We start from the raw sequence: 18,668 nt of genomic DNA, 5'->3' as shown, positions 1-18,668 counted from the left end.
AAGTACCCCGGGAGGGGAGTGAAATAGTACCTGAAACCGTGCGCTTACAATCCGTCAGAGCCTTCGAGCAGTTTACTGCTGGGGGTGATGGCGTGCCTTTTGAAGAATGAGCCTGCGAGTTAGTGGCATGTCGCGAGGTTAACCCGTGTGGGGTAGCCGTAGCGAAAGCGAGTCCGAATAGGGCGATCGTAGTGGCATGCTCTAGACCCGAAGCGGAGTGATCTACCCATGGCCAGGTTGAAGCGACGGTAAGACGTCGTGGAGGACCGAACCCACTTAGGTTGAAAACTGAGGGGATGAGTTGTGGGTAGGGGTGAAAGGCCAATCAAACTCCGTGATAGCTGGTTCTCCCCGAAATGCATTTAGGTGCAGCGTCGCGTGTTTCTCACCGGAGGTAGAGCTACTGGATGGTCTAGGGGGCCCACAAGCTTACCGAAATCAGCCAAACTCCGAATGCCGGTGAGTGAGAGCGCGGCAGTGAGACTGCGGGCGATAAGGTTCGTAGTCGAGAGGGAAACAGCCCAGATCGCCAGCTAAGGTCCCTAAGCGTGTACTAAGTGGAAAAGGATGTGGGGTCGCGAAGACAACCAGGAGGTTGGCTTAGAAGCAGCCACCCTTGAAAGAGTGCGTAATAGCTCACTGGTCAAGTGATCCTGCGCCGACAATGTAGCGGGGCTCAAGTACACCACCGAAGCTGCGGCATTCACGCAATAGCCCCCAGTTGATCCAAGGATTTTCTGGCAGGTGTGTGGATGGGTAGGGGAGCGTCGTGTGGCCATGGAAGCGGCAGGGTGACCTAGCCGTGGAGGCCACACGAGTGAGAATGCAGGCATGAGTAGCGAAAGACGAGTGAGAAACTCGTCCGCCGAATGACCAAGGGTTCCTGGGCCAGGTTAATCCGCCCAGGGTGAGTCGGGACCTAAGACGAGGCCGACAGGCGTAGCCGATGGACAACGGGTTGATATTCCCGTACCCGTGTGAACGCGCCCATGGTGAATCAGTGATACTAACCATCCTGAAGCCACGAGAAGACCTTCGGGTCTCGAGTTGGTGGATGCATGGGACCTGATCTGGTAGTAGCCAAGCGATGGGGTGACGCAGGAAGGTAGCTGAGCCAGTCAGTGGTAATACTGGTGTAAGCGTGTAGGGCGTGACCTAGGCAAATCCGGGTCGCACATAGCCTGAGACGTGATGCGTAGCCGATTGAGGCGAATTCAGTGATCCTATGCTGCCGAGAAAAGCCTCTAGCGAGCTTTCACACGGCCCGTACCCCAAACCGACACAGGTGGTCAGGTAGAGAATACTAAGGCGATCGAGATAACTATGGTTAAGGAACTCGGCAAAATGCCCCCGTAACTTCGGGAGAAGGGGGGCCCTGTCTGGTGACGACATTTACTGTCTGAGCTGGGTGGGGCCGCAGAGACCAGTGAGAAGCGACTGTTTACTAAAAACACAGGTCCGTGCGAAGTCGTAAGACGATGTATACGGACTGACGCCTGCCCGGTGCTGGAAGGTTAAGAGGACCGGTTAGTTCTTCGGAGCGAAGCTGAGAATTTAAGCCCCAGTAAACGGCGGTGGTAACTATAACCATCCTAAGGTAGCGAAATTCCTTGTCGGGTAAGTTCCGACCTGCACGAATGGCGTAACGACTTCTCAGCTGTCTCAACCGTAGACTCGGCGAAATTGCATTACGAGTAAAGATGCTCGTTACGCGCGGCAGGACGAAAAGACCCCGGGACCTTCACTACAGCTTGGTATTGGTGTTCGGTTCGGTTTGTGTAGGATAGGTGGGAGACTGTGAAGCGGTGACGCCAGTTATCGTGGAGTCGTTGTTGAAATACCACTCTGATCGAATTGGACCTCTAACCTCGGACCATGATCTGGTTCAGGGACAGTGCCTGGTGGGTAGTTTAACTGGGGCGGTTGCCTCCCAAAATGTAACGGAGGCGCCCAAAGGTTCCCTCAGCCTGGTTGGCAATCAGGTGTCGAGTGCAAGTGCACAAGGGAGCTTGACTGTGAGACTGACAGGTCGAGCAGGGACGAAAGTCGGGACTAGTGATCCGGCACCGGCAAGTGGAAGCGGTGTCGCTCAACGGATAAAAGGTACCCCGGGGATAACAGGCTGATCTTCCCCAAGAGTCCATATCGACGGGATGGTTTGGCACCTCGATGTCGGCTCGTCGCATCCTGGGGCTGGAGTAGGTCCCAAGGGTTGGGCTGTTCGCCCATTAAAGCGGCACGCGAGCTGGGTTTAGAACGTCGTGAGACAGTTCGGTCTCTATCCGCCGCGCGCGTTAGAAACTTGAGGAAGGCTGTCCCTAGTACGAGAGGACCGGGACGGACGAACCTCTGGTGTGCCAGTTGTTCCGCCAGGAGCACCGCTGGTTAGCTACGTTCGGAAGGGATAACCGCTGAAAGCATCTAAGCGGGAAGCCTGTTCCAAGATGAGGTTTCTCACCCCCTCGAGGGGGTAAGGCCCCCGGCAGACCACCGGGTTGATAGGCCAGAACTGGAAGTGCAGTAATGCATGCAGGTGACTGGTACTAATAGGCCGAGGACTTACCACAAAGAAGCTACGCGTCCACTGTGCGGTATCTGAAACAACACACAGATACTGATGAGAAACCCTGTTTTCTCCATCCCCCAACACCAGAAACTGGTGTTGACGGGTGGTGAAACCAGGTGATCAGAAGAAGGTTACTGTGACAGTTTCATAGAGTTACGGCGGTCATAGCGAAGGGGAAACGCCCGGTCCCATTCCGAACCCGGAAGCTAAGCCCTTCAGCGCCGATGGTACTGCACTCGACAGGGTGTGGGAGAGTAGGACACCGCCGAACACCCGTTAACCGAAAGGGGACCCAACATATTGGGTCCCCTTTCGTGCGTTGTATGAGAGGAATGACTGTGTCGGAGAATGGCGACGAGCGTCGGTCCTTCCGTGGGGGAGGAGCGCCTCGATCAGGTGGCCCCCGTCGTGACAACGACGGGCGTGGATCACGCGGCGCTGCAGGCGGAGACCGCCGCGGTGGTGCCGGAGACAACAACCGTGGCGGTGCTGGAAACAGTAACCGCGGCGGCGGATTCAACGGCGGACAGCGTCGCGGCGGCGAGGGTGGGTTCACCCCTCGTGGACGCGACGGCGACCGCAACCGTCAGCAAGCACGACCTGACGAACCGGATTTGCCCGACAACGTAGAGCCCACGGAGTTGGACCCGGCCGTTCGTCGGGATCTGCTCAGCCTCGACAAGGACAACGCCAACACAGTTGCGCGTCACCTCGTCATGGCGGGCAAGCTCGTCGACGAAGATCCGGAACTCGCACTGCTCCACGCTCGCGCTGCCCGTCAGCGCGCCGGCCGAATTGCGGTCGTTCGTGAAGCTGCCGGAATCACCGCGTACCACGCCGGTGAATGGGCTGAAGCTCTCTCCGAGCTTCGTGCTGCCCGTCGAATGGCTGGCGGACCGGGTCTGATCGCTGTCATGGCCGACTGCGAACGCGGTTTGGGTCGACCAGAACGCGCGATCGAGCTCGGCCGTAGCGACGAGGCTGCCCTGCTTTCGGGCGACGAGGCGTCTGAGTTGAGGATCGTCGTCGCGGGCGCCCGCATGGATCTCGGTCAGTTCGATCAGGCAGTTGTCACACTGCAGACCAAGGATCTGGACGCAGCGCGTACCGGTGAAGCTGCGGCTCGGCTGTTCTACGCCTACGCCGATGCCCTCGTTTCAGCTGGTCGTGTCGAAGACGGACTGAAGTGGTTCCTCAACGCTGCAGCTGCTGACCTCGAGGGTGACACGGATGCTGAAGAACGGGTGGCCGAGTTGACCGGAGAAGATCAGTGACCGTGCTTCGTACTCAGTACGACGTACTTTTGCTCGATCTCGACGGCACGCTGTACGCCGGAGCTCATGCGATTCCCGGCACCCAGGCAGCTCTCGGTCAGGGCACGCAGGCCTTGTACTACGTGACCAACAATGCGAGTCGCTCGCCTTCGGCAGTGTCGGCGCATCTGACCGAACTCGGTTTCGATTCCGAAGACGATCGTGTCGTCACCAGTTCTCAGACGGCAGTGCGTCTGCTGTCGGAGCGTCTCGAACCCGGTGCCGCTGTGCTCGTCGTCGGTACCGACGCATTGGCCGACGAGGTGACGCGCGTCGGGTTGCTTCCGGTGCGCGAATTCGCGGATTCTCCGGTTGCTGTCGTTCAAGGACATTCGACGGAGACCAACTGGTCGATCCTTGCCGAGGCGTGCTTGGCGATCCGGGCCGGTGCGCTGTGGGTAGCGGCAAACCTGGACACAACACTGCCGTCGGAGCGGGGTTTGGTGCTGGGCAACGGCTCGATGGTGGCAGCTCTGCGCGCTGCGACCAAGCAGGAACCGTTGGTGGCAGGGAAGCCTGCTGCACCGCTGATGGAGGATGCGCTCGCTCGCAGCGGGTGTTCGCGTCCTCTGGTGGTCGGTGATCGTTTGGACACCGATATCGAAGGCGCACAAGCTGTTTCGATCGACTCGTTGTTGGTTCTCACCGGTGTGAGCACGCCGGGTGACGTACTGCGGGCTCCGGTTGAGCAGCGCCCCACCTACATTGCAGCAACTCTGGATTCGCTCAATCAGCCGGCCGTCGAATCGCTGGTCGGTGCGGACTCCAAGTGGTCTGTCTCCGTGAACGGGTCGGCGCTGGTTGTCGACGGCCCGGTTGTCGGGGACGAGATGTCGCTTCTACGCGCAGTTGCGCCTGTCGCATGGGCTAATCCGTCGTTCCGGACCCTGGAAGCGTCGGATGCCGGCGTGGCGGATCTGTTTGGATCCTGGCTCGTCTGATCTCTCGCAAATGTGTTCGACTCGCGGGGGTGCGGGTGTATGCGTAACCGAGAGTCATGCACTAACGTTGTGCCCGATGAGCACGCCGACACCGCACCCCGGAAACACGAGTAACGGATCTCCGTTGCCCGGGCCACGCCCTTCCGTCGATCCGGAACGCATACGTTCTGACGTCGACGGTTTGCTGGCGCGCCTCGGTGGCATCGAACAGGATCCGAACGATCAGCACGGAGCAGGTGTGATTCCGCAGAAGGCACATATTTTGGAACAGGCACACGAGGTGCTCGTCCAGGCACTCGCCTCTGTGGACAGGGCTTGACGTGGCACGTAGAGCACGGGTGGACGCCGAACTTGTCCGTCGCGGACTCGCACGGTCACGAGATCATGCGCAAGAACTGATTTCCGCCGGGCGAGTTCTCATCTCGGGAGCCGTTGCGACCAAGCCTGCGACGGCGATCGAGGCCGGAACGCCACTTCGGGTCGTCGAGGTGGAGCAGGAAGTTTCGTGGGCGTCGCGAGGTGCTCACAAACTGATCGGCGCACTCGACGCCTTCGGTGCCGAAGGATTGACGGTCGAAGGTCGCCGTTGCCTCGACGCCGGCGCATCCACCGGTGGGTTCACCGATGTTCTGCTGACGCGTGGTGCGAAGGAAGTTGTCGCAGTCGACGTCGGCTACGGACAACTGGTGTGGCGCCTGCAGTCCGATGACCGGGTGCACGTCATCGACCGAACCAATGTTCGTGCAATTGATGCAGAGACCATCGGCGGAACTGTCGATCTCGTTGTCGCGGACTTGTCGTTCATTTCTCTCAAACTTGTACTCGGGGCGTTTGTCGCCTGTACTGCTGACGGCGCGGACCTGGTTCCGATGGTCAAGCCTCAGTTCGAGGTGGGCAAGGACCGCGTCGGTGCCGGTGGCGTCGTACGAGATCCGGAATTGCGAATCTCGGCTGTGCTCGACGTGTCGGAGGCTGCTGCAAAGGTAGGTCTGCGGACGTTAGGTGTCGTGGCCAGCCCATTGCCCGGTCCGTCGGGAAATGTCGAGTATTTCCTGTGGCTTCGAAAGACAGGTTCGCCCGGTGATCACGAGCCGGACACCGAGGGAATTCCTTCGGTGGAGGACATGATTCGCAAGGCTGTAGAGGAAGGGCCCCAGTGAACGCGGTCACGAACGGCGAGTCGCGCGAGATCCTTCTTGTCGCACACCCTGGTCGACGTGACATCACGGAAACCGCCAAACGAGTCGGGAAGATTTTCGAACGGGCGGGAATCGGGCTGCGAGTCCTCGTCGACGAAGCAGACAGCTCGCGCATCGAAGCAATGACGGAACCCGCGGGCTTCTCTGCGCCGGGTCTCGACGTCACGGTTGTTCATCCCGGCCCTGATGCTGCCGTCGGATGCGAGTTGGTTCTGGTTCTCGGTGGTGACGGCACATTTCTGCGCGCCGCCGAACTCGCTCAAGAAGCGTCCATTCCGGTACTGGGCATCAACCTCGGACGGATCGGATTTCTGGCAGAGACCGAGGCCGAGCATCTCGACGAGGCTCTCGCACAGGTAGTTCGCAAGGAATATCGCGTCGAGTCCCGTATGACACTCGACGTTGTGATTCGGGTGGACGACGAGATCATCGACCGCGGGTGGGCGCTCAACGAGGCCAGCATCGAGAACCGTTCGCGTTTGGGAGTTCTCGAAGTTGTCCTCGAGGTCGACGGCAGACCGGTATCTGCCTTCGGTTGCGACGGTGTTCTCGTGTCCACTCCCACCGGCTCGACCGCTTATGCCTTTTCCGCAGGCGGCCCCGTCGTGTGGCCAGAACTCGAAGCATTGCTCGTCGTACCCAGCAACGCGCACGCGCTGTTCGCGCGGCCGTTGGTCACCAGCCCGAATTCGATCATCGCGGTGGAGACCGTCGCCGGTAGCCACGACGGCCTGGTCTTCTGCGACGGTCGTCGTACGTTGGAACTGCCTGCCGGCGCTCGCGTCGAGATCGTTCGCGGCGCCACTCCCGTCAAGTGGGTCCGGTTGGACTCTGCGCCCTTCGCTGATCGGATGGTTCGCAAGTTCGAGCTTCCGGTTACCGGATGGCGAGGAAGGAAGCCTTAATCGTGCTCGCAGAGATCCGTATCGACAGTCTTGGTGTGATCTCCGAGGCCAGCGCCCAGTTCCACGAGGGCCTGACCGTCCTGACCGGTGAAACCGGCGCAGGTAAAACGATGGTCGTCACCAGCTTGCACCTCCTCAGCGGAGCGCGAGCCGATGCCGGGCGGGTGCGGTTGGGCGCGTCGCGAGCCGTCGTCGAAGGACGATTCATCGCCGACGACGTCTCACCGGCCACCGAGCGTGAGATCGTCCGAATCCTGGAATCGTCCGGCGCCGAGCGCGACGAGGACGGGACCATCATCGCCGTCCGGACAGTCGGCAGCGACGGCCGCTCACGGGCTCATCTCGGCGGACGAAGCGTGCCGGCGGGAGTTCTCTCCGAATTCACGGATCCACTTCTGACTGTCCACGGACAGAACGATCAGCTGCGATTGCTTCGTCCCGACCAGCAACGCAATGCGCTGGACCGCTTCGGGGACAAGGCAATCGGAACGCTGCTGACGAGGTACCGCAAACACCGTCGTGAATGGCTCGATGCTCGTTCGGAGTTGATCGAACGCACGTCGAAGGCTCGTGAACTGGCGCAAGAAGCAGATCAGTTGACCTTCGCGCTCAACGAAATCGACGGCGTGGCACCCGAGCCAGGCGAGGACACGGCAATCGTTGCCGAAGTTCGTCGACTCAGTGAACTCGATTCGCTCCGCTCGGCTGCGGAAGAGGCGCACGCTGCGCTCGCCGGTAGTGACGACATGGCAAGCGGCGACGTCGGGGTCATGCCGGCGCTAGACCTGATGTCCGAAGCGCGGGCGCGTATCGAGTCGGTCACCGACGCAGATCTGGACGGCCTCGGTTCCCGGTTGGCCGACGCTATTGCCGTCGTCACCGATGTTGCCGGTGATCTGAACACCTATCTGTCCGGGCTGCCCGCAGACCCGGGTGCTCTGGACTCGCTGCTGTCGCGGCAATCGGAACTGAAGACTCTGACTCGCAAGTACGCCGCCGATGTCGACGGTGTTCTCGAATGGGCAGATACCGCTCGCGCTCGTCTGTCCAAACTCGACGTGTCGTCGGATGCGTTGTCGCTGTTGGCCAAGCAGGTCGAGGAGACGGCTGGCCTCACCGCGGAAGCCGCCACAAAGCTGAGCGCCGCCAGAGTCAAGGCAGCGGCAAAGCTCGCCAAAGCCGTCAGCGCGGAACTCGCCGGTCTGGCGATGGGACGTGCGGGTCTCGAGGTGACTGTGCGCTCGCAGCCTGCCGGCCCGCAGGACTCGGCGCCGCTCAGCGTCGGGGGAGTAGACCTTCATGCCGGGTCTGCCGGCGTCGACGAGGTGGAATTCCGTCTGTCCGCGCACAGCGGGGCACCGTCACTTCCGATCAGCAAGAGCGCTTCCGGTGGCGAGCTGTCACGCGTCATGCTGGCGCTCGAGGTTGTTCTCGCTGGTAGCGACACCGGCGCGACGATGGTTTTCGACGAAGTGGACGCGGGGGTCGGTGGTCGCGCTGCTGTCGAGATCGGCCGCCGATTGGCGAAACTTGCTCGTACGCATCAGGTTATCGTCGTCACCCACCTTCCGCAGGTTGCTGCGTTTGCCGACACCCACCTCGTGGTCGACAAGGTCGACGACAAAGGCGGAGTGGTGAGCAGTGGCGTGCGGACCTTGTCGGATTCGGATCGGGTGGTCGAATTGGCCCGTATGTTGGCAGGGCTGGACGACACCGAGACCGGTCGTGCGCACGCCGAAGAACTGCTCGAGATCGCGAATGCGGCCCGCGTCACAGATTGAAGGTTCTGTGGTGTTGGTGTGACTGATGTGGTAGTTGTCGGCGCGCCTCCACCGGTCAACGCGGTTTCAGGTTCATCATCGAAGCCATGAAGATGCCCGGATTGCTCTCACGTAACACCGAATCCTTGCCTGGGATCAGTGGCATCGCCAGGGCCGATCGGAACACGGCGAAGCTTCTACGCCGCGTCGGTCCTGGAGACATCGTGATCCTCGACGAAGTCGACATCGATCGCCGGACCGCCGATGCTCTGGTGAAAGCCGGAGTCATGGCCGTGGTCAACGCGTCGCCGTCGATTTCGGGGCGGTACCCCAACCTCGGACCGGAAGTGATCGTCGCCAACGACATCGTTCTGATCGATGCCGTAGACGGAGACGTCTTCAAGAACGTCAAGGACGGCAGCAAGATCCGCCTGCACGAGGGCGAGATCTTCAACGGCGAGAAGAGCCTCGTCAAGGGCGAAGAGCAGACCGAGGCCGAGATCTCCGATCGGATGATCGAGGCCAAGACCGGCCTGGTCGATCACCTGGAAGCGTTCTCGGGTAACACCATCGAGTTCATCCGCACCGAAAGTCCTTTGCTGATCGACGGAATCGGTGTTCCGGACATCGACATCGACTTGAAGGATCGCCACGTCGTGGTCGTCTCCGACGGACCCGAACACGAGGCCGATCTGAAGAACCTCAAGCCCTTCATCAAGGAGTATTCGCCGATCCTGATCGGTGTCGGCGCAGGTGCGGACGTGTTGAGCAAGGCCGGATACCGCCCCGATCTGATCGTGGGCGACCCGGAAGAGATCACCAGTTCCACCCTCAAGTCCGGCGCGGAAGTTGTTCTGCCCGCAGACCAGGACGGTCATGCGGCGGGGCTTTCCCGAATCCAGGATCTCGGGATCGGGGCGATGACGTTCCCGGCGACCTGCTCACCGACCGACCTTGCGCTGCTGCTCGCCGATCACCACGGAGCTTCACTGATCGTGACGGTCGGCAACGTGGTGTCCTTGGACGAGTTCTTCGACCGTGGGCGTCGTGAAAGCAATCCGTCGGCGTTCATGACACGGCTCAAGGTGGGACCGAAACTGGTCGACGCCAAGGCTGTGGCAACGCTGTATCGAAGTCGAGTGTCCGGCGGCGCGATCGCGCTCCTGGTGCTCGCCGCCCTGGTGGCAGTGATCGTCGCCCTGGTCGTGTCCAATGCCGGTAGTGAAGTTCTCGACTGGGCAATCGCAACGTGGAACAGCTTCGCGCTGTGGGTTCAGGGGCTCTTCAAGTGATTTCGATGCGTCAACATGCAATTTCCATAGCGGCAATCTTCCTGGCACTCGCGATCGGCGTGGTGCTCGGTTCCGGAATGCTGTCCAGTGGATTGCTTTCGGGTCTGCGCGACGACAAGGCGGACCTGCAGAACGAGATCGAAGACCTCAATCAACAGTCCAATCAGCTTCAGCAGCAACTCAATTCCGCGGACGGCTTCGATGCCGCTGTCGGCGGTCGCGTCGTGCGTGACAGTCTCGCTGGTCGCACCGTCATCGTCATCACGGCACCGGACGCCGATCCCGGTGATCTCGACGGTGTCAACCGACTCGTCACTGCCGCCGGCGGTGCCGTGACCGGACGCGTCTCGCTCACCGATTCGTTTGTCGACGCCACCGGTGGTGACCGCTTGCGGACCGTCGTCACCAATGTCATCCCTGCGGGGATCACCCTCAAGACCGGTGCGGTCGATCAGGGCAGTCTCGCGGGTGATCTGCTCGGTTCGGTTCTGCTTCTCAACGGGCAGAACAGCGAGCCGCAGAGCACTCCGGACGAGATGAATCTCGCGCTCGACTCGCTGCGTAGCGCCGGTTTCATCAGCTACGACGACGGAGCGGTCAAGCCGGCTCAGCTCGCCGTGGTTCTCACCGGCGACAACAAGAGTGAATCCGACGCAGCCACGGGTAACCGCGGCGCCGTCATCGCGCGGTTTGCCGGTGCTCTCGACGGACGCGGCGCAGGAACGATTCTCGCGGGCCGGCCTGGCTCGGCCGAGGGCAGTGGTCCGGTTGCCGTCGCGCGTGCGGACGCGGCGCTCTCAGCGGGCTTGACGACCATCGACAACATCGATCGGGAGTCGGGCAAGATCACCACGCCGTTGGCGCTGCAGGAACAGTTGAACGGCGGCGCCGGCCGCTACGGCACGGGACCGGGAGCGGCGGCGGTCACCGTCGGCGCACCCACCAACTGAACACCCCGGTATTGATACGCCGGTCACATCGGGGGCGGAAAGTCGGCGCGTTGTAGGCACCGACCCCCGATAGGTGTTACCGTGAAATCCCGTGGGTCGGCAGGCCCCAGCATGCTTCATCAGACCAAGCCCTGCACAGTCGTCACGGGAGCCCCTTTGCCACAGTCACGCACTAACACGCGTACCGCCACCAAGCACATCTTCGTCAGCGGAGGTGTAGCTTCCTCGCTCGGCAAAGGTTTGACCGCCTCGAGCCTGGGACAGTTGTTGACCGCGCGGGGAATGCGCGTGACCATGCAGAAGCTCGATCCATATCTCAATGTGGATCCGGGCACCATGAACCCCTTCCAGCACGGCGAGGTCTTCGTTACCGAAGACGGTGCCGAGACCGACCTCGACGTCGGACACTACGAGCGGTTCCTCGACCGTGACCTCTCCGGCCAGGCGAACGTCACCACCGGCCAGGTGTACTCGACGGTCATCGCCAAGGAACGCCGCGGCGAGTACCTCGGCGACACCGTTCAGGTCATCCCGCACATCACCGACGAGATCAAGCGTCGCATCCTCGAGATGAGCGGTCCGGATCTGCAGGGACACCGCCCGGACGTCGTGATCACCGAAATCGGTGGCACCGTCGGCGACATCGAATCGCAGCCCTTCCTCGAAGCCGCTCGCCAGGTCCGCCACGACGTCGGCCGCGACAACGTCTTCTTCCTGCACGTCTCCCTCGTGCCGTACCTCGGCCCCTCCGGAGAACTCAAGACCAAGCCCACGCAGCACTCGGTTGCGTCGTTGCGCAGCATCGGCATTCAGCCCGACGCGCTGATCCTTCGTTGCGATCGTGACGTTCCGCAGGGCCTCAAGAACAAGATCGCCCTGATGTGCGACGTGGACGTCGACGCCTGCATCTCGACGCCCGACGCTCCCTCGATCTACGACATCCCGAAGGTTCTGCACCGTGAGGGCCTCGACGCTTACGTCGTTCGCCAGCTCGGTCTCCCGTTCCGCGACGTCGACTGGACCGTGTGGGGCAACCTCCTCGATCGTGTTCACCAGCCGCGTGAGACCGTGCGGGTCGCGTTGGTCGGCAAGTACGTCGACCTGCCCGACGCATACCTATCCGTCACCGAGGCACTGCGCGCCGGTGGATTCGCGAACCGGTCCAAGGTCGAGATCTCCTGGGTCCCGTCGGACGCCTGTGAGACCGAAGCCGGAGCGCAGGCCGCTCTCGGTGACGTCGACGGTGTTCTGATCCCCGGCGGCTTCGGCATCCGCGGCATCGAAGGCAAGCTCGGCGCGATCCGTTTCGCACGTTCGCGCAAGCTGCCGCTGCTGGGTCTGTGCCTGGGTCTGCAGTGCGTCGTCATCGAAGCTGCTCGTAGCGTCGGCCTCGACGATGCCAACTCGGCCGAGTTCGAGCCGGACACCAAGCACCCGGTCATCTCCACGATGGCTGATCAGGAAGACGTCATCGCCGGTGACGCCGACCTCGGTGGCACCATGCGTCTGGGTGCTTACCCGGCCGTGCTGACCAAGGGTTCCGTCGTCGCTCAGGCCTACGGAACCGAGGACGTCTCCGAGCGTCACCGTCACCGCTACGAGGTCAACAACACCTACCGCGATCGGATTGCCAAGTCCGGCTTGCAGTTCAGCGGAACCTCGCCGGACGGCCACCTGGTCGAGTTCGTCGAGTACCCGCGTGAGCAGCATCCGTTCTTCGTTGCCACCCAGGCACACCCGGAGCTCAAGAGCCGTCCGACGCGCCCGCACCCGCTGTTCGCGGCCTTCGTCGAAGCAGCGTTGACGTACAAGCTCGAAGAGCGCCTGCCCGTCGACGTCCACGGTGACGAGAAGATCGACACCGCTGCCACCGAGACAGCGCTCGACGCTGCAGTCGAGAACGTGGAAAAGGTCTAGCCACACATGAGCGATCCCGGTCGGCACGAATTCGACACCCTCGGCTCCAAGACGGTCTACACCGGCGCGATCATCGCGTTGCGCGTCGACACCGTTGCGATGCCTGGTGGTCAGCGTGCCGATCGGGAAGTCGTCGAGCATCACGGCGCCGTTGCCGTCGTGGCACTGGACGAGCACGACAACCTGGTGCTGATTCACCAGTACCGTCACCCGCTCGGGCACCGGTTGTGGGAAATTCCTGCCGGTCTGCTCGACGCTCCGGGGGAGAGCCCGGTCGAGGCTGCAGCGCGCGAGCTGGGCGAAGAAACCGGACTCGGCGCCGATCGATGGTCGGTGCTGGTCGATGTCGCTCTCTCACCCGGGTTCACGGACGAGGCGGTTCGCGTCTTCCTCGCCGAGGGGCTGCACGAGGTGGAGCGCGACGATCCCGAACACGAAGAAGCCGATCTCGAGATTTCGCGGGTTCCGCTCGCCGACGCCGTCGACATGGCGCTACGTGGCGACATCGTCAATGCCACAGCGGTATCGGGCATACTCGCGATCGCCACCGCACGCGCGACGGGCAAGCCGCTGCGCCCCGCCGACGCACCGTGGCCCGATCGTCCTCGCGCATTCGGAGAACGCAAGTCGCGAGCCTGAAGTGCTTGCCCGACAGGTGGACTCGTATCTCGACCATCTAGCGGTCGAGCGAGGATCTGCGCGCAATACTCTACTTTCCTATCGCCGCGACCTGAATCGGTACGCGGAGTACCTGCACGGACGCGGCATCGACGACGTCGCGGGCGTGACGGAGAACGACGTCACCGAATTCGTGACACATCTGCGCCTGGGTGACAAAGATGCCGGCGTCGTACCATTGGCGGCCAGTTCGGCAGCACGCACCCTGATCGCGGTTCGCGGATTCCACAAGTTTTCCGCCGCCGAAGGTCTGGTCAGCGTCGACGTGGCCCGAACGGTCAAGCCGCCGACGCCCGGACGCAAGCTGCCCAAGGCCCTGCCTCTCGACGACGTGATCGCCCTGCTCGACGCTTCGGGTGGCGGTGCTGCCGGTGACGGGCCCCGCGATCTGCGGGATCGCGCTCTGCTCGAGCTCCTGTACTCGACCGGAGCGCGAATCACCGAGGCGATCGATCTGGACGTCGACGACATCGACACCGAAACCCGTTCCGTGCTGCTCAAGGGCAAGGGCGGCAAGCAGCGGATCGTCCCCGTCGGCAGGCCGGCGATCGCCGCGGTGGACGCGTATCTCGTCCGGGGGCGCCCCAGCTTGGCGACGCGCGGTGTTCCTGCCCTGTTTCTCAACGCTCGCGGTGGACGCCTCTCGCGTCAAAGCGCGTGGCAGATACTTCAGGATGCGGCGGCGTCGGCCGGGATCAAGGCGGACGTCTCACCCCACACGCTCAGGCACTCGTTTGCCACACACCTGCTCGACGGCGGCGCGGACGTACGCGTCGTGCAGGAACTTCTCGGTCACGCTTCGGTAACCACGACGCAGATCTACACACTGGTCACCGTCACCGCGTTGCGCGAAGTGTGGGCTCAGGCACACCCGCGTGCCCGTTAGGGGTTGGTTGGCTCATGCGTGTCTGCGAGACCATTCGGTGATGTAAGCGGTAGCGTTCAAGGAGCGCGAGCGGCCTCCACCGCAGTTTCGGGGGTTTGCCGGCGCCGAGAGCAACCGCCGAAAGAGTAGGGGAGCATCGGACCGTGTCGACATCGCAGCCACCAGCGGCGGAGTCCGCGCCGCCGCATGTCAATGCCCAACTCTTCGAGCGCGTGAACGAATCAGCACCAGCTGTACCCTCCGAATCAGAGGCGATGTTCGAAATAGATACGACGCCAGTAGCCTCTCCACCTGCGGAAACCCTCGCCGTTTCCGCGGAAGAACTCGGCCCGACAGGTCGACCGGTCCGCGAGGTACCCCAACCGACACCGTTGGCGCACCACGGACCCGCGATGATCATCGCGATGTGCAACCAGAAGGGCGGCGTCGGCAAGACGACGTCGACCATCAACCTGGGTGCGTCGTTGGCCGAATACGGTCGCCGAGTGCTCCTGGTGGATCTCGATCCCCAAGGCGCGTTGTCTGCTGGACTGGGCGTCCAGCATCACGACCTGGAACTGACCGTCCATAACCTTCTGGTCGAACCGCGTGTGTCCATCGACGATGTGTTGATGCGAACTCGGGTCGACGGCCTCGACCTGCTGCCCAGCAACATCGACCTTTCGGCCGCCGAGATCCAATTGGTCACCGAGGTCGGACGTGAGCAGACCTTGGGACGCGTGTTGCACCCTGTTCTCGATCGGTACGACTACGTGCTCATCGACTGCCAGCCGTCGCTTGGCCTCCTCACGGTGAATGCACTGGCCTGCGCCGATTCGGTCATCATTCCGATGGAATGCGAGTACTTCAGCCTGCGCGGCCTGGCACTCCTCAACGACACCGTCGAAAAGGTGCACGATCGTCTCAATCCCAAGCTCGAGTTGGCCGGTATCGTCGTCACGATGTTCGACGCCCGGACTCTGCACGCTCGTGAGGTGATGGCGCGAGTCGTCGAGGTGTTCGGCGACGTCGTCTACGACACGGTGATCAACCGCACCGTCCGATTCCCCGAAACCAGCGTCGCCGGTGAGCCGATCACGACGTGGGCGCCGAAATCGGCTGGGGCCGAGGCATATCGAGCATTGGCCCGCGAGGTCATTCACCGGTCTGGTCGTTAGTGGAACTGATTGCATCGCAAGAAGATTCGGTCGAAGTCGAGCCGGATTCGATCGACCCGAACGTGCCGACCGACGCTCAGACCGCAGCCAAGGCTGCCGGTTTCCGAGTCACTCTCCGGAACTTCGAAGGCCCGTTCGATCTGCTGTTGAACCTGATCAATCAACGACAGCTCGATGTCACCGAAGTCGCCCTGCACACCGTCACTGACGATTTCATCGCATACACCAAGGAACTCGGCAGTGCGATGGGCCTCGATCAGACAACAGAGTTTCTGGTCGTCGCGGCCACGCTTCTGGATCTGAAAGCCGCAAGGCTGTTGCCCGCCGGGCAGGTCGAGGACGCCGAGGATCTAGCGCTACTCGAAGCCCGCGACCTTCTCTTCGCGCGACTGCTGCAGTACCGGGCGTACAAACAAGTTGCGGCGCTGTTCGGTGAGTTGGAGGAAGCAGCGCTGCGGCGCTATCCGCGCTCGGTTGCCGTCGAGGATCAGTTCACCGAACTCCTGCCCGAGGTGTTGTTGGGCGTCGATCCTCAGCGTTTTGCGGAGATCGCGGCGACGGTGTTCACACCGCGTCCGGTGCCGACAGTGGGCCTCGATCACCTCCATGTGTCCAATATCTCGATACCCGAACAAGCCGAGCGAATTCTCGAGTTGCTGCGCGAGCGAGGCATAGGGGAGTGGACACCCTTCGGGGACCTCGTTGCCGAGTGTGAGATCACCGTCGAGATAGTCGCAAGATTTCTCGCGTTGCTCGAGTTGTATCGCCGGCAGGTCATTGTGTTCGAGCAACCCGAAGCACTCGGACCGCTGATGGTGAGTTGGACCGGAGACGACCCGGCCGCGCCGGTCACAGAGGAGGACTACGGATGAACGCCGAGCCGACGGAATCGGAATCTTCGCAGCTAGACGAGATGATCGAGCCTACCGACCCGGCCGCGGATTCCGAAGATTCCGCCCCCGATTTCGAACTCGACGACGACAAACTCGACGCCGTGCTGGAGTCGCTTCTGCTCGTCGTGGATTCGCCGGCCGAAGTGAACCAACTCGCATCTGTCACCGGAACCGCGCCGGAGCGCGTCGAAGAACGCCTGACGTCGATGTCGGCCGCATTGACCGCTCGCGGCAGCGGAATGGACCTTCGCTACGCGGGCGACGGATGGCGTCTGTACACGCGACAAGAGTTTGCCCCGTACGTGGAAAAGCTGCTATTGGACGGCGCACGCACCAAATTGACCAGGGCGGCATTGGAAACTTTGGCCGTAGTCGCATACCGTCAACCGTTGACTCGTGCGCGGATCAGTGCGGTACGAGGCGTCAACGTGGACGGGGTGGTACGCACCCTCCTTGCCCGCGGACTGATCGCGGAAGCCGGGCCTGACCCGGACACCAACGCGACACGGTACTCCACGACCGAACTGTTCCTCGAACGGCTCGGCCTGGCCTCGCTCAGCGAGCTCCCGGAGTTGGCCCCGCTCTTGCCTGATGTCGATCTCATCGACGACATCAGCGAAAGCCTGGAATCCGATCCGCGATTTGCGAGAATGAACAAGGCAGAGGTGCCCGCTGACGTAGTGGACACCGAAGTCGACGACTGACCGGAATTCCGGCCGCCGTCAGCACCGAGAAAGACCCGACCACGCTCGGGAAACAGTAGAAAACTGACAGGAAAAAAGTGAACAATCCCGCTCGCCGAGATGGCACACCGGACCGTAACAACTCCCGCGACAACCGCGGCGCACGCAGCGATGCCCCCCGTGGTGGTCGCAGCGACGCCCCCCGCGGCGCACGTAGCGAAGCGCCCCGTGGTGGACGCAGCAACACTTCCCGCAGTACCTCTGGATACGACCGCAACGCCGGATCCGACCGTCCCCGCACGGACGACCGTCGCGGTGGATTCAATGATGACCGTCGCCCGCCGCGCAGTGATGACCGTCGCCCGCCGCGCAGCGATGACCGTCGCCCCGCACGTACCGACGACCGTCGTGGTGGCTACAACGACGACCGTCGCGGACCGCGCACTGACGACCGCCGCGGACCCCGCAGCGATGACCGCCGTACCCCCCACGTCGACGCCCGTCGCGCACCGCGTGGCGGCGCTGACCGTCGTAGTGACGATCAGCGCGGCGCACGCCCCGACGCTCCTCGCGGCGGCGCATGGTCGAACGCACCTCGTGGGTCCAAGTTCGACGGACCTCCGCGCAAGCGCCCGGCAGCCCCGACACCGCCGGCGACCAACAAGCGTGGCAAGCCGAAGACCGAGAAGCCGCAGCGCGTCGTCTCTCAGAACCCGTTGGTCTCCAACGCCAAGCCGGCGCGTCATCAGCATGCCGAGATCACCAAGCACGACGGCCCGCCGAAGGGCGACGGCGTCCGCTTGCAGAAGGTGCTGGCTCAGGCCGGCGTCGCATCACGCCGTGCAGCTGAAGAGCTGATCGACCAGGGTCGCGTCGAGGTCGACGGCCGCATCGTGGTCGAACAGGGTCTGCGTGTCGACCCCGAGAACGCAGTGGTTCGTGTCGACGGCGTCCGCGTCGTCGTGCAGAAGGACCTCGTCTACCTCGCGATGAACAAGCCGCGTGGCTGGCAGTGCACCATGTCCGACGATCTCGGTCGTCCGTGCGTCGGCGACATCGTCTCCGAGCGCGTTCAGTCGGGTCAGCGACTCTTCCACGTCGGCCGCCTCGACGCCGACACCGAAGGCTTGCTTCTCTTCACCAACGACGGTGACTTGGCTCACCGCCTGATGCACCCGTCGTTCGAGGTTCCGAAGACGTACCTCGCCACGGTTCACGGCGTTGTCGAGCGCAGCACCGGCAAGCAGCTGCGTGACGGTGTCACTCTCGATGACGGTCCGGCCAAGGTGGACGCGTTCACCGTGCTCGAGATCAACGAGGGCAAGACGCTCGTCAAGCTCGTACTGCACGAGGGCCGTAAGCACATCGTGCGTCGCCTCCTCGATGCCGTCGGTCACCCCGTTGTCCGCCTGGTACGCACCAACGTCGGAGTTGTCGCTCTCGGCGATCAGCGTCCGGGAACGCAGCGCGTCCTCGGACGTAGCGAGGTCGGTGGACTGTACGAGGCGGTCGGCCTGTGACCGATTCG

At 62.6% G+C, this 18,668-nt stretch carries 15 protein-coding genes and 2 rRNA genes (1 of these 17 cut by a window edge); all 17 read left to right on the top strand.

Annotated features, from left to right (window positions below; translation table 11 throughout):
* A 23S ribosomal RNA gene (locus RHP72_RS15785) occupies window positions 1-2,567 on the top strand; it begins 566 nt to the left of the window's first position.
* A 153-nt stretch (window positions 2,568-2,720) separates the two neighbouring features.
* Window positions 2,721-2,837, top strand: a 5S ribosomal RNA gene (gene rrf / locus RHP72_RS15780).
* A gap of 61 nt (window positions 2,838-2,898) precedes the next feature.
* Window positions 2,899-3,840 (top strand): hypothetical protein, encoded by a 942-nt coding sequence (locus RHP72_RS15775; RefSeq protein ID WP_080961175.1) that lies wholly within the window; start codon window positions 2,899-2,901, stop codon window positions 3,838-3,840.
* Complete coding sequence (locus RHP72_RS15770) at window positions 3,837-4,820, top strand: HAD-IIA family hydrolase (protein WP_311093577.1); 984 nt, start codon at window positions 3,837-3,839, stop codon at window positions 4,818-4,820. Before RHP72_RS15775 ends, RHP72_RS15770 begins: the two co-directional genes overlap by 4 nt.
* Before the next feature lie 76 nt (window positions 4,821-4,896).
* Window positions 4,897-5,139 carry a hypothetical protein gene (locus tag RHP72_RS15765; RefSeq protein WP_003946140.1) on the top strand — a complete coding sequence of 81 codons (243 nt, stop codon included), beginning with the start codon at window positions 4,897-4,899 and terminating at the stop codon, window positions 5,137-5,139.
* Window position 5,140: 1 nt separating this feature from the next.
* Window positions 5,141-5,980 (top strand): TlyA family RNA methyltransferase, encoded by an 840-nt coding sequence (locus tag RHP72_RS15760; RefSeq protein WP_003946142.1) that lies wholly within the window; start codon window positions 5,141-5,143, stop codon window positions 5,978-5,980.
* Complete coding sequence (locus RHP72_RS15755) at window positions 5,977-6,924, top strand: NAD kinase (protein WP_003946132.1); 948 nt, start codon at window positions 5,977-5,979, stop codon at window positions 6,922-6,924. The genes RHP72_RS15760 and RHP72_RS15755 overlap by 4 nt, the downstream gene beginning before the upstream one ends.
* Before the next feature lie 2 nt (window positions 6,925-6,926).
* Window positions 6,927-8,705 (top strand): DNA repair protein RecN, encoded by a 1,779-nt coding sequence (gene recN, locus RHP72_RS15750; protein WP_003946143.1) that lies wholly within the window; start codon window positions 6,927-6,929, stop codon window positions 8,703-8,705.
* 86 nt (window positions 8,706-8,791) lie between these two features.
* Window positions 8,792-9,976, top strand: a complete 1,185-nt coding sequence (gene steA, locus RHP72_RS15745; protein WP_007731902.1) for a putative cytokinetic ring protein SteA — start codon at window positions 8,792-8,794, stop codon at window positions 9,974-9,976.
* On the top strand, window positions 9,973-10,926 hold the full coding sequence (locus RHP72_RS15740; RefSeq protein WP_064688160.1) for a copper transporter: 954 nt from the start codon (window positions 9,973-9,975) through the stop codon (window positions 10,924-10,926). The genes steA and RHP72_RS15740 overlap by 4 nt, the downstream gene beginning before the upstream one ends.
* A 156-nt stretch (window positions 10,927-11,082) precedes the next feature.
* Window positions 11,083-12,843: a CTP synthase gene (locus RHP72_RS15735; RefSeq protein ID WP_003946139.1), complete on the top strand. Its 1,761-nt coding sequence runs from the start codon at window positions 11,083-11,085 to the stop codon at window positions 12,841-12,843.
* Window positions 12,844-12,849: 6 nt separating this feature from the next.
* Window positions 12,850-13,482, top strand: coding sequence for an NUDIX hydrolase (locus RHP72_RS15730; protein WP_047270484.1), 633 nt, complete (start codon window positions 12,850-12,852; stop codon window positions 13,480-13,482).
* Between the two features lies 1 nt (window position 13,483).
* Entirely contained in the window at window positions 13,484-14,407 is a 924-nt protein-coding gene (xerD, locus tag RHP72_RS15725; protein ID WP_047270485.1) for a site-specific tyrosine recombinase XerD, read from the top strand.
* 143 nt (window positions 14,408-14,550) lie between these two features.
* Complete coding sequence (locus tag RHP72_RS15720) at window positions 14,551-15,564, top strand: ParA family protein (RefSeq protein ID WP_311093576.1); 1,014 nt, start codon at window positions 14,551-14,553, stop codon at window positions 15,562-15,564.
* 50 nt (window positions 15,565-15,614) lie between these two features.
* Window positions 15,615-16,436 (top strand): ScpA family protein, encoded by an 822-nt coding sequence (locus RHP72_RS15715; protein WP_046379919.1) that lies wholly within the window; start codon window positions 15,615-15,617, stop codon window positions 16,434-16,436.
* Complete coding sequence (gene scpB, locus RHP72_RS15710; RefSeq protein WP_397517589.1) at window positions 16,433-17,161, top strand: SMC-Scp complex subunit ScpB; 729 nt, start codon at window positions 16,433-16,435, stop codon at window positions 17,159-17,161. The genes RHP72_RS15715 and scpB overlap by 4 nt, the downstream gene beginning before the upstream one ends.
* 77 nt (window positions 17,162-17,238) lie before the next feature.
* Window positions 17,239-18,660 (top strand): pseudouridine synthase, encoded by a 1,422-nt coding sequence (locus RHP72_RS29435; protein ID WP_019748584.1) that lies wholly within the window; start codon window positions 17,239-17,241, stop codon window positions 18,658-18,660.
* Window positions 18,661-18,668 lie beyond the last annotated feature (8 nt).

The organism is Rhodococcus sp. SG20037 (genome assembly GCF_031763325.1).
Classification (GTDB): domain Bacteria; phylum Actinomycetota; class Actinomycetes; order Mycobacteriales; family Mycobacteriaceae; genus Rhodococcus_F; species Rhodococcus_F qingshengii.
The sequence above is the reverse complement of the archived record's forward strand: the minus strand, read 5'-3'. Positions and strand labels throughout refer to the sequence as shown.